Origin of the sequence: Enterobacter cloacae complex sp. P6RS, assembly GCF_014982245.1 — a bacterium.
In the GTDB taxonomy this organism is placed as follows: domain Bacteria; phylum Pseudomonadota; class Gammaproteobacteria; order Enterobacterales; family Enterobacteriaceae; genus Enterobacter; species Enterobacter bugandensis.
On record NZ_JADCLB010000020.1, the window covers coordinates 403,053 to 415,327 of the forward strand.

Here is a 12,275-nt window from a genome sequence, read left to right on the forward strand (position 1 = left end):
TCCCCTTTGTGTTCAAGTGACGAGTTTGCGAGCAAAGCGATGATTAAGTGGCCCTGGAAAACGAATGAGGCTGGCCGGGATATGGCGCTGCCGTGGGATGACGCGCTGGCGATCCCTGTTCTGGCGAATCTTAAGCCGGATGAACAATCGAAGCTGGTTCAGATGGCGGATCGTTTTTTGCAGCAAAAACGTCTGGTGCCGCTGCAGGGGTTCGAGCTTGATCCGCTGAAAAACGCCCGCATCGCCCTGCTTTTCTGCCTGCCGGTGCTGGAGCTCGGCATTGAGTGGCTGGACGGTTTTCATGAAGTGCTGATTTATCCTGCACCGTTCGTCGTCGATGACGAGTGGGAGGATGATATCGGGCTGGTACACAACCAGCGGGTGGTGCAGTCCGGACAAAGCTGGCAGCAGGGGCCAATTATCCTCAACTGGCTCGACATTCAGGACTCGTTCGACGCCTCGGGCTTTAATCTGATTATTCACGAGGTGGCGCATAAGCTTGATACCCGCAACGGGGATCGCGCCAGCGGCGTGCCTTTTATTCCGCTACGTGAAGTCGCAGGATGGGAGCACGACCTGCATGCGGCAATGGATAACATCCAGGATGAGATCGATCTGGTGGGCGAAAGCGCGGCCAGCATTGATGCCTATGCGGCAACTGACCCCGCCGAGTGCTTTGCAGTGCTCTCGGAGTACTTCTTCAGCGCCCCCGAACTCTTCGCGCCCCGTTTCCCGGCGCTGTGGCAGCGTTTCAGCCAGTTTTATCAGCAGGATCCGCTCCAGCGCCTGCGGCAAAATGAGGGCGCTGGCGGCCCTTCATCCCACCACGTCCATTAATTTTTTTCGACAGGGGTACGCTCGGTTAACCGTACCCCGATGCTCAGCGCTAAAAACAGCGCCGCCACGCCAAAGGCCGCCGTCGTTAAATACTGTTCGCCGAAAAAGCGCGTCACAACGGGCACCAGCAGCGCGCTGACGCCATAGCCCAGCGTGTGGCTGGTCGCAATAGCGCCCGCCCCCTTCCCCGTGGTCAGGCGATCGTTCAGCAGCAGCTGATAGCCCGGCGTTGCCATTGCCGCGCCGAGCGAAGTGATAGCAATCCCCACGTAGAATAGCGCCAGTTCGGCGATACACATTAGCGCCAGCCCAGCCACCATCAGCACCGCCGCCATGCAAAGCAGGGTCAGCGGGCTGAAATGCTGCGGACGAACCACCAGGAACTGCGCCGCGAGCGTAGCCAGCGCGGCCAGGCTCAGCAGGAGCGCAACATGATGGCTGATATCCCGGGCGTTGCCGTCAAGCAAGGGGCTGAGGTGCGGTGACAGGCCGAGCTGCATCAGGCTCACCAGCGCCGCCAGCAGCATCGCCAGCAGCAGGAACGGCAGCATGGACATCTGCAGACGGGTCGCCTGGTGTGCCACCGGCGGCAGCGGCGGATCCGCCACCTCCCGCAGCACCAGCAGCAGAGCGATTAACGGCGCGATCGCCATCAGCCAGAGCGGCGCGACCGGGTTAACGCTGAGCATCAGCGCCGCCAGCGGAGGCCCCAGCAGGCGGCCGCAGCTGAGGCCGGAACTGATGGTTGCCAGCGCCGCCATGCGTTTATCCAGGCCCGCACGCTGAATGGCCCACGTCTGCGCGGCAGGCACCATGCCCGACACCGTCAGGCCATACAGCAGACGCGAGAGGATCAGCCCCGACAGCCCCCAGGTGCTTTCCAGCCTCCCTGCCGCCATCGCCCAGACCACCAGCGCCATGACGCCAAAGCTGGCGAGATAGCCGCTGAGGGAGGCCACCATAACGACCTTACAGCCGCGGCGCTCGCTCTGGCGTCCCCACCAGGGGGACGCGGGTAAAAAAAGCATTGAGCCGAACATCAGCAGCCCGGCCCAGACCGAGAGTGAAAGCCCGGTCAGGGTCACCAGCTGCGGAAGCATGACCAGCAAACCGTTTTGCCCAATGCCCAGCAGGCCCGCGCAGAGCGCCAGGGGCCAGTTGGCTTTGGAGGTGATATTTTCGGTCAACGTTTCAGAATCAGCGCGCATGAGAATGTGAACATAGTGTCAATAAATGTGTGGAAATTATGAAGTTAATGAAAACAAATATTGCAAAAATAGTTGCCACTGTAAACAGAATGAATATCATAACGAGAATTATTATCAGTCATGGAATGAGGTACATCTATGCGTGCTCTGCCCCGCTCTGCCGGTACAGACGTTGCAGCCCAGTGTTTTTTAAACGCCCTGTTACGCGAAACGAAGGACTGGCGCTATCTCCCTGCAGCCGCAGCGGATGAGTTAGCGCACATTCATATTCCACTCTCTTCCTCCCAGGCCCTTCGGGTTCCGGTACGCTATTTCTCCCCCACCCAGCACCATCAGTACCGTTTCCCGGCAACGCTTATTCAGAGCGATAGCGACAGTGGTGACGCCGTCACTTTCACTCAAATGATTGATTTAATTCTTGAAAAACCCTCAGTAAAAGGCTCACTGGATGCCGATACGCTGACGCGTTTTAAACAGCGCGCGCTGGAAAGCCATACCCATACCTGGCAGGCGATTGATTTGCGTCACGGCTGGGCAACGCTGCGCGACAAGCCGCTGACGTTTGCCGAAGCGGAACAGGCGCTGCTGGTGGGCCACGCGTTTCACCCTGCGCCAAAATCCCACGAGCCGTTCAACGAAACCGAGGCGCGCCGGTATCTGCCGGATTTCGGCTCCCGCTTCCCGCTGCGCTGGTTTGCCGTTGAGAGCACGCTCGTTGCCGGCGACAGCCTGAACGTCTCCCTGCGCGAGCGTCTGCTGCGCTTCGCCGCCCAGAGCGCACCCGATCTGCTCGGCCACTTCACCGACACCCGCTGGCTGCTGCCGATGCATCCGTGGCAGGCCGACTATCTGCTGGAGCAGGACTGGTGTCAGCGTCTGGCGGCAAACGGTTCATTACAGGATCTGGGTGAAGCGGGCGCACAGTGGCTGCCCACCAGCTCCTCACGCTCGCTGTACAGCGAGACCAACAGCGACATGATTAAATTCTCCCTCAGCGTGCGCCTGACCAACTCCGTGCGCACGCTGTCGGTCAAAGAGGTTAAGCGCGGTATGCGCCTGGCGCGGCTGGCGAAAACAGAACGCTGGCAAGATTTACAGGCCCGCTACCCGACCATGCGCGTGATGCAGGAAGACGGCTGGGCGGGACTGCGTGATGAAAACGGCGTCGTTCAGGAAGAGAGCCTGATGGCCCTGCGCGTTAACCTGCTGTTCGATACGCCAGACACCCAGACCAACGTGCTGGTCAGCCTGACGCAGGCCGCGCCGGACGGCGGCGACAGCCTGCTGGCCGCAGCGGTGCGCCGTCTTAGCCAGCGTCTGGATTTACCGCTCGCCCAGGCCGCCCGCTGCTGGCTGGACGCCTACTGCGACCGCGTGTTACTTCCGCTGTTCAGCGCCGAGGCGGACTACGGTCTGGTCCTGCTGGCGCACCAGCAAAATATCCTCGTTGAGATGCAGCAGGATTTCCCGGTCGGGCTTATCTACCGCGACTGCCAGGGCAGCGCGTGGACCGAAGGCGCCGACGCGTGGCTGAAAGAGGCGGGCGAAACCGACGTGGAAAACCGCTTCGGTGAAAGCCAGCTGCTGCGCTACTTCCCTTATTACCTGCTGCTGAACTCCACCCTTGCGGTCACCGCCGCTCTCGCCGCCGCCGGTTTCGACAGCGAAGAGCACCTGATGTCCCGCGTGCGTGACGCGCTGGCAGGGCTGCGCACGACGGCGAAGCAGACCCGCTGCCTCGACTACGTGCTCGACAGCCCGACCTGGAACTGCAAAGGCAACTTCTTCTGCTACCTGCACGATCGCAATGAGAACACCATCGTCGATCCGGCGGTGATCTATTTCGACTTTAGCAACCCGTTTTACAAGGAGAAGGCGTGATGGCCATCGCGAATATCGTCCATTCCGGCTACGGCTTTCGCTGCACCGCAACGGAACAAAACCTGCCGCTGACGCTGGGTCTTGACGGCAGCGCGGTGCTGGAGCGTCTGACCGGGATCCCGGCCGGCTGGCTGGTGGAAGCCCTCGATCAGCTGTTTGTTGCCGCGCCCGCCCTGACCGGCATTACCCTGCCGTGGGCGGACTGGCAGGATGAACCCCAGGCGCAGGCGCTGTTTAGCCAGGCCCACGGGGATTATCTGGCGCGAGAAACCTTCTGGCAGCTGCCGCTGTGGCTGCAAGGCGAACGTCCGCAGGCAAGCGGCGGGATGCAGTTTGATGAGAGCCGCCAACTGTACTTCCCGCTGCGTCCTCGTCGCCCGCAGGGCGAGGTCTATCGCCGTTACGATCCGCAAATCAAGCGCACTTTGAGCTTCCGCGTGGCAGACGTGGCGCTGGACGGCGAGCGTTTCACTCAATGGATGAATAACCCGCGCGTGAACGCCTTCTGGGAGATGGCGGGCCCGCAGGCCGAGCAGGAAAACTACCTGCGCCGCCAGCTTGACTCGACCTACTGCTACCCGGTTATCGGCTGCTTCGACGACCAGCCGTTTGGCTATTTTGAACTCTACTGGGCGGCAGAAGACCGAATTGGCCGCCACTACCGCTGGCAGCCGTTTGACCGCGGGCTGCACATGCTGGTGGGCGAAGAAAACTGGCGCGGCGCGCAGTATATCCGCAGCTGGCTGCGCGGCCTGAGCCACTATCTGTATCTCGATGAACCGCGCACCGCGCGCATCGTGGCCGAGCCGCGCTTCGACAACCAGCGCCTGTTCCGCCATCTGGCCTCCGCCGGTTTCGACACGGTGAAAGAGTTCGACTTCCCGCACAAGCGCTCGCGCCTCATCATGAGCCAGCGTCACCGCTTCTTCAGCGAGGTGGGCCTGTGAACGCGCTCTGGCAGAAAGTGAACCGCGAGATGGTGGCGAAGATCCTCGCGGAGCTGGAATACGAACGCACCCTGCGCGCAGAGCCGGTTTCGCCGGACGGCTGGCGCATCGTCATGGGCAACGAGTCCTGGCAGTTTCGCGCCGCGCGCGGGATATGGGGCTGGCTGCATATCGACCCGGACAGCCTGACCACCGCCAGCGGCGCCGCCATGGAAGCGGAAAGCGCGCTGCTGCAGCTGGCGACGGTGCTGGAGATGAGCGACGCGCAAACGGCGGAGCACATGGAAGATCTCTACGCCACGCTGCGCGGCGACATGCAGCTGCTGCAGGCGCGTGAAGCGCTGGACGCGGACGCGCTGATCCACCTCGACCCGGACGAATTACAGTGTCTGATGAGCGGCCACCCGAAGTTTATTTTCAACAAAGGCCGCCGCGGCTGGGGTCTGGACGCGCTGCGCCTGTACGCGCCGGAATACCGTGGGCGCTTCCTCCTGCACTGGGTCGCCGTCCAGCGTGAACATCTGGTCTGGAGCAGCGACGCCGATTGCGACATTCACGCTCTGCTGGCCAGCACCATGGACGATGCCGAGCGCGCCCGGTTTGACGCTCGCTGGCAGGCGCTGGGTCTCGACGACGGCTGGCTGCCCGTGCCGCTGCACCCGTGGCAGTGGCAGCAAAAAATTGCCATTCATTTTCTTGCGCAGCTGGCGCGCGGTGAAATGGTTGAGCTGGGCGAGTTTGGCGATGAGTACCTGGCCCAGCAGTCCCTGCGCACGCTCACCAACGCCAGCCGTCGCGCGCCGTACGACATCAAGCTGCCGCTGACCATCTACAACACCTCCTGCTATCGCGGCATTCCGGGCAAGTACATTGCCGCCGGTCCTCTGGCGTCGCGCTGGCTGCAGCAGCAGTTCGCCGCTGACGCCACGCTTGCCCGCTCTGGCGCGCAGGTGCTGGGCGAACCCGCCGCCGGGTATCTGTCGCATCCGGGCTACGCGGCGCTGCCGAAAGCGCCCTACCGCTATCAGGAGATGCTGGGCGTGATCTGGCGCGAGAACCCATCCTGCTATCTGCAGGATGGCGAACAGGCGGTGCTGATGGCGGCGCTAATGGAAACCGACAACGCCGGGCGTCCGCTGATCGACGCGTGGATCACGCGCTCGGGGTTAAGCGCCGAAGCGTGGCTGGAAAAGCTGTTTGAGGCAACGGTGATCCCGTTCTACCACCTGCTCTGCCGCTACGGCGTGGCGCTGATTGCCCACGGCCAGAACGTGACGCTGGTGATGAAGGACTACGTCCCGCAGCGCATCCTGCTGAAGGATTTCCAGGGCGATATGCGCCTGGTGGACGAGGATTTCCCGCAGGCGCAGAGCCTGCCGGAGCAGGTAAAAGCGGTGACGGCGCGCCTGAGCGCGGATTACATCATTCACGACCTGCAAACCGGCAACTTTGTGACGGTGCTGCGCTTTATTTCACGCCTCACGCTGCAAAGCGGCGTCAGCGAAAACCGCTTCTATCAGATCCTCGCCGGGGTGCTGCACCGCTATATGGCCGCGCATCCGGAGCTTGCGGAGCGCTTTGCGAAATTCGATCTGTTTAAGCCGCAGATTATTCGCGTGATCCTTAACCCGGTCAAACTGACCTTCTCCGAACACGACGGCGGCAGCCGCATGCTGCCGAACTACGTTACCGATCTTGATAACCCTCTTTTTCTGGCCTCCCGGGAGTCCGCGCAATGAAAACCTATGATTTCATCGGCATTGGTATTGGCCCGTTTAACCTCAGCGTCGCCGCCCTCGCAGAAGGTCTGGACGGCTTTAGCTCGCTGTTCCTTGAGCGTAAACCGCACTTCTCGTGGCACCCGGGCATGATGGTGCCGGACTGCCACATGCAGACCAGCTTCCTGAAGGATCTGGTCAGCGCCGTGGAACCGACCAACCGCCACAGCTTCCTGAACTACCTGGTGCAGCGCAAAAAGTTCTACCGCTTCCTGACCACCGAGCAGCGCACCGTCTCCCGCGAAGAGTTTGCCGACTACCTGTGCTGGGCGGCGGACAACCTCACCAATCTCGCCTTCAGCCAGCAGGTGCAGCAGGTGAGCTTTGATGAGCAACGCGGCCTGTTTGAGGTGGTGACCCAGCGCGACCGCTTCCTGGCGCGCCACGTCTGCGTGGGGATTGGCAAACAGATCAACCTGCCTGACTGCGTCACGGCGCAGGACGATACCTGCTTCCACGCCAGCGAGATGATGCTGCGCTCGCCGGACCTCGCCGGCAAGCGCGTTACCGTTGTCGGCGGCGGCCAGAGCGGCGCCGACCTGTTCCTGAATATTTTCCGCGGCGAATGGGGCCAGCCGCGGAGCCTGAACTGGGTCTCGCGCCGCAACAACTACAACGCGCTGGATGAAGCCGCCTTTGCTAACGAGTATTTCACGCCGGAGTATGTGGACAGCTTCTCCACGCTCGGTGAAGAGGCGCGTCGTCAGATGCTGCACGAGCAGAAGATGACCTCCGACGGCATCACCACCGAGTCCCTGCTGGCGATTTACCGCGCCATGTACCACCGCTTCGAAGTGTTGCGTGAAAAACCCTGGGCGCACCTGATGCCGTCCCGCTCGGTGACGGCCCTGACGCGTCAGGAAACCGGACATCGCCTGAGCATTCAGCATCACCTCGACGGCGGCCATGAGCAGCTGGAGAGCGACGTGGTGATTTTTGCCACCGGCTACCGCGCCGTGCAGCCCGCGTTCCTCGCGCCGCTGTCTCACCGCCTGCATCTGGATGCGGACGAAGCGTTCTGCATTAACAACGATTTCACCCTCGAATGGGACGGTCCGCAGAGCAACCGCCTGTTCGCCGTGAACGCCGGGATGCACCGTCTCGGCATTGCCGAACCCCAGCTCAGCCTGATGGCCTGGCGCGCGGCGCGAATTCTGAATCGCGCACATGCCGACGAGCCGTTTGAACTGGCCACCACCCCTGGCGTTATCCACTGGCGAAGCACCACCAGCCCGGAGAACAGCCAGGTTTTTAAATCGTTAGCAAAAACCACTGAGTACTGACACACACAATCAGGATCATCATAACAATGAAACGTTCTCATCTTTGGGTTTTAAATCCTTGCTTGCTTGCAATGCTTTCTACCTCTGCGTGGGCGGAAGAACAAAAGGAAGAAAATATCGTGGTCTCTGCCAGCCGCGCGCACCGTAGCGTAGCCGAGATGGCGCAGACCACCTGGGTCATTGAACGCTCTGAGATCGAGCAGCAGGTTCAGGGCGGGAAAGAGATTAAAGAGGTGCTGGCGCAGCTGATCCCGGGTATGGACGTCAGCAGCCAGGGGCGTACCAACTACGGCATGAACCTGCGCGGCCGCTCCATGATGGTGATGGTGGACGGCGTGCGCCTGAACTCGTCCCGCAGCGACAGCCGCCAGCTCGACTCCATCGACCCGTTCAACATTGACCGCATCGAAGTCATCTCCGGCGCCACGTCACTGTACGGCGGCGGCAGCACCGGCGGCCTGGTGAACATCGTCACCAAAAAAGGCCAGCCGGAGACCGAAGTTGAGTTCCAGACCGGAGCAAAAAGCGGGTTTAACAGCCACAACGACCACGATGAGAACGTGTCGGCTGCGGTCAGCGGCGGCAACGACAACGCCTCCGGTCGTCTGTCGGTGTCGTATCAGCGCTACGGCGGCTGGTATGACGGCAACGGCGACGAGGTGATCATCGACAACACCCAGACCGGCCTACAGTATTCCGACCGTATTGACGTGATGGGCACAGGCACCCTCAACATCGACGATCACCAGCAGCTGCAGCTCACTACCCAGTACTACAAGAGCGAATCCGACGGCAAGCATGGGCTGTATCTCGGGAAGAACTTCTCGGCGGTCACGGGCGATGCCACCGCGTACAACAAGGATAATCTCGACTCTGACCGCGTGCCGGGCACCGAGCGCCATCTGATTAACCTGCAGTACTCTAATACTGATTTTTGGGGCCAGGATCTTGTCGCGCAGATTTACTACCGTGACGAGAGCCTGACCTACTACCCGTTCCCGACCCTGACCAAAGGCGTGGTGAGCAGCATCGGCGCGTCGCAGCAGAAAACCGATTTTTACGGCGGCAAGCTGACGCTGAACAGCAAGCCGGTGGACGATTTGACGCTGACCTGGGGTGTTGATGCCGACCACGAAACGTTCGATGCCAACCAGCAGTTCTTTGACCTGAGCAAAGCGGCGGCGAGCGGCGGCATGGAGCTGGACAACGCCTACAACGTGGGCCGTTATCCGGGCTACAGCATCACCAACCTCGCTCCGTTCCTGCAGGCGAGCTATGACATTGACGCCATCACCCTGAGCGGCGGCGTGCGCTACCAGTACACCGAAAACAAGGTGGATGATTTTGTTGGCTACGCCCAGCAGCAAGCCATCGCCACCGGGAAAGCCACCTCCGCCGACGCGGTGCCGGGCGGGAAAACCGATTACAACAACTTCCTGTTTAACGCCGGGATCCTCGGTCGTCTGACCGAACAGCAGCAGCTGTGGTTTAACTTCTCCCAGGGCTTTGAAATTCCTGACCTGGCGAAGTACTACGGCTCCGGCACCTACCAACTCAGCAACGGCCACTATCGCCTGCTGAACAGCGTAAACGTCAACGACTCAACGCTGGACGGCATCAAGGTCAACGCCTACGAGCTGGGCTGGCGCTTCACCGGTGACAACCTGCGCACGCAGGTCGCGGCGTATTACTCGCTCTCGGATAAAACCATCACCATCAACAAGACGGATATGACCATCAACCTGGAAGACGACAAGCGTCGTATCTACGGGATTGAAGGCCAGGTGGACTATTTCTTTACCGACAGCGACTGGAGCACCGGCGCGAACTTTAACGCCATCAAGTCTGAAACCCGCGAAAACGGGAAGTGGGAGAAGCTGACGGTCGACAGCGCCAGCCCGTCGAAAGCCAGCGCATGGGTCAACTGGGCGCCGGGCGACTGGACCCTGCGCGTGCAGAGCACGCAGACCTTTGACGTGTCTGACGCTGACGGCAAGAAGATCGATGGCTATAACACGGTCGATTTCCTGGGCAGCTACGCCCTGCCGGTGGGGAAAGTCAGCTTCAGCGTGGAAAACCTGCTGGACAAAGACTACACCACCGCCTGGGGCCAGCGCGCGCCGGGGCTGTATAGCCCAACCTACGGTGCACCGGGCCTGTACACCTATAAAGGCCGCGGACGGACGTTTGGTCTGAACTACTCCGTGCTGTTCTGATCCTTCGCGCCGCCTGCGGGCGGCGCATGTCGTTGTGTAATTTCAACGCGAATTTGCTATAAAATCAGCGATTTGCTGAAATAGTCGGCAAACGAACAAAAAGCGCGTTTTCACCCTTTGACAAGGCGTACCGAGGTCGATAATATGCGCCTCGTTCACACGATTCCTCTGTAGTTCAGTCGGTAGAACGGCGGACTGTTAATCCGTATGTCACTGGTTCGAGTCCAGTCAGAGGAGCCAAATTTGAAAAGCCTGCTTTTGAAGCAGGCTTTTTGCTTTTCTGCGTCTCTGATGCTAACTCAGAATTGCATCCAGCCTGGCAAGCACTTCATTTATAACAGCATCAGGTATGCGTTCCAGCCGCATGCCGTTTCGGGCAGCCATATCAATAGTTCTGGGCTGGTCGCAGCGAATAACGCCCATCGTTTTTGTCCCCGCCCCTTCCAGTGAAACGGTGAAACCTGCCGTGCGAGCAAAGTTACCGCCGCTGGTGACGGGAACCACTACCGGTAGCCGGGTCAGCTTGTTAAACGATGCCTTCGACACGATGAGAACCGGACGTTTTCCGCTTTGCTCATGGCCAGCAATCGGATCCAGTGAAACAAGCCAGATTTCCCCTCTGTCCATTTACAGGATCTCCTTTCCTACCGCAGGCGCATCAATCCATTCCCGATCCTCTTCACTCATTTCAGCGTGCGGATCGCACTGCGCCAGCAGTTCCTCAAGCGAATAATGAGGCCGTTTTTGGGGTTCAATGATCAGGCAGCCATTGTTAATGGTCATGCCGACTTCGCTGTCCGTCGACAGCTCCAGCGTTTTCAACACGGCGGGAGGAACCGCCAACATGATGGATCCGCCGACCTTTTTCAGGCGAGTTTTATACATAGCGCACCTCCTAATATTATATTTTAATATAACATTTATGCCAGGAGATGCGCAGTTATTCATCAGATTCATGGTGATTTCCTTTTCGTAATTAAGTGGGCAGAGAGCTGTTATCCATCGAAGGGCAGCGCTGGTGGGAACGAATTGCGTCACTAAGAAGGCTGATAATAAAAAACTGTTTTTACGGTTAAAAGAATTATGGCGGTTCGGATAAACGAAATGCGAGGCGGCTTCCGCATCGGGAGCATTGTGGGGGCCAGGCTAAGGTCGACCCCCATCATGGCTTCATAACAATACGGCCAAGCGGTTTCGCTGTCTCCGCGTATTCATGGGCCGCGGCGGCGTCAGCCAGGGGGAAGATGCGGTCAATGACAACCCTGATGCGCCCTGCCGCTACAGCCTGCAACATCTCGTCCACGCTTGCCCGAACCTCGGGCCCTTCAAAAAGGGGGCCCATGAATACCCCCATGAGCGTCTGGTTAGACTGCATTGCCGGCCATAAGTCGGCTGTCAGGCTGCCACCGCCCGCATTACCGACGAAAACAAGACGCCCTTCCGGCGCGAGTGCAGAAAGCGACGCAGGCAACGTCGTCCCTACCGGATCGATGACGAGGTTAACACCGGTGCCACGAGTGACCTGTCGGACACTCTCCACGACGTTATTCTCTACACGATCCACAACATGATCGGCCCCCAGTTCCAGCAACCGGTTTTTTCGCTGCGTTCCGCTTGCCACGGCGATGACCGTCGCGCCAGCTTGTGAGGCAAGCTGAACGGCCGCGAGCCCCACGCCACCCGCTGCAGCCTGAATCAGAACGGTTTCTCCGTGCCGGAGCATGCCTCGTGTGAAGAGGCAGTGATAAGCTGTTCCAAAGGAGATCGGTACCACCGCCGCTTCTGCTGCATCCACTCCGTCTGGTATAAGCCAGGTTCGTTCCGCAGGCACAGCCCAACGTTCCGCATGCGATCCCTGCATGCTAAAAGCAGTCACTCTGTCTCCAACCTTGCGGCTACGGACTTTCGACCCGACGGCAACCACCGTCCCCGCGGCCGCGTAGCCAACGATCCATGAAGGAAAAGGCGGCGGAGTTGAACGTCGGTTGATCAGATCTCCCCCTTCAATCGAGATAGCCTCGACAGAAATCAGGACATCGTCAGGCCCTGCGACCGGATCCGGAACATCGACATATTGCAGGACGCCGGGAGCGCCTTCCACGTCATAAACCGCTGCCTTCATAAA

The 12,275-nt window shown here is 60.0% G+C and carries 10 protein-coding genes and 1 tRNA gene; 7 read left to right on the forward strand and 4 right to left on the reverse strand.

Features of this window, described 5'->3' with window-relative positions:
* The first annotated feature begins 39 nt into the window (after window positions 1-39).
* The gene (mtfA, locus tag INF73_RS15675; RefSeq protein WP_045260370.1) at window positions 40-837 is read left to right on the forward strand and encodes a DgsA anti-repressor MtfA; all 798 of its coding nucleotides are present in this window, start codon (window positions 40-42) and stop codon (window positions 835-837) included.
* On the opposite strand, the gene INF73_RS15680 is transcribed toward mtfA, so the two are convergent.
* Entirely contained in the window at window positions 834-2,045 is a 1,212-nt protein-coding gene (locus INF73_RS15680; RefSeq protein WP_193541494.1) for an MFS transporter, read from the reverse strand. The genes mtfA and INF73_RS15680 overlap by 4 nt on opposite strands.
* 138 nt (window positions 2,046-2,183) lie before the next feature.
* Between INF73_RS15680 and INF73_RS15685 the strand changes: the two genes are divergently transcribed.
* The 6 genes from INF73_RS15685 to INF73_RS15710 all read left to right on the forward strand — a co-directional run bounded on the left by INF73_RS15685 (window position 2,184) and on the right by INF73_RS15710 (window position 10,390).
* Complete coding sequence (locus INF73_RS15685) at window positions 2,184-3,926, forward strand: IucA/IucC family siderophore biosynthesis protein (protein ID WP_193541496.1); 1,743 nt, start codon at window positions 2,184-2,186, stop codon at window positions 3,924-3,926.
* Window positions 3,926-4,873 (forward strand): GNAT family N-acetyltransferase, encoded by a 948-nt coding sequence (locus INF73_RS15690; RefSeq protein WP_028013731.1) that lies wholly within the window; start codon window positions 3,926-3,928, stop codon window positions 4,871-4,873. The genes INF73_RS15685 and INF73_RS15690 overlap by 1 nt, the downstream gene beginning before the upstream one ends.
* A complete protein-coding gene (gene iucC / locus INF73_RS15695; RefSeq protein ID WP_370567539.1) occupies window positions 4,870-6,612 on the forward strand; it encodes an aerobactin synthase IucC in 1,743 nt (580 codons plus the stop codon). Before INF73_RS15690 ends, iucC begins: the two co-directional genes overlap by 4 nt.
* Entirely contained in the window at window positions 6,609-7,934 is a 1,326-nt protein-coding gene (locus INF73_RS15700; RefSeq protein ID WP_193541498.1) for a lysine N(6)-hydroxylase/L-ornithine N(5)-oxygenase family protein, read from the forward strand. The genes iucC and INF73_RS15700 overlap by 4 nt, the downstream gene beginning before the upstream one ends.
* Window positions 7,935-7,960: 26 nt before the next feature.
* Entirely contained in the window at window positions 7,961-10,150 is a 2,190-nt protein-coding gene (locus tag INF73_RS15705) for a TonB-dependent siderophore receptor (protein ID WP_028013734.1), read from the forward strand.
* Window positions 10,151-10,314: 164 nt separating this feature from the next.
* A tRNA-Asn gene (locus tag INF73_RS15710) sits at window positions 10,315-10,390 on the forward strand.
* 54 nt (window positions 10,391-10,444) lie between these two features.
* On the opposite strand, the gene INF73_RS15715 is transcribed toward INF73_RS15710, so the two are convergent.
* The 3 genes from INF73_RS15715 to INF73_RS15725 form a co-directional block, all read right to left on the reverse strand.
* Window positions 10,445-10,777: a type II toxin-antitoxin system PemK/MazF family toxin gene (locus INF73_RS15715; RefSeq protein ID WP_049138518.1), complete on the reverse strand. Its 333-nt coding sequence runs from the start codon at window positions 10,775-10,777 to the stop codon at window positions 10,445-10,447.
* A complete protein-coding gene (locus tag INF73_RS15720) occupies window positions 10,778-11,035 on the reverse strand; it encodes an antitoxin (RefSeq protein WP_041909206.1) in 258 nt (85 codons plus the stop codon). It lies immediately after the preceding gene.
* Between the two features lie 277 nt (window positions 11,036-11,312).
* Window positions 11,313-12,272 carry a zinc-binding alcohol dehydrogenase family protein gene (locus INF73_RS15725; protein WP_193541500.1) on the reverse strand — a complete coding sequence of 320 codons (960 nt, stop codon included), beginning with the start codon at window positions 12,270-12,272 and terminating at the stop codon, window positions 11,313-11,315.
* Between the last annotated feature and the right edge of the window lie 3 nt (window positions 12,273-12,275).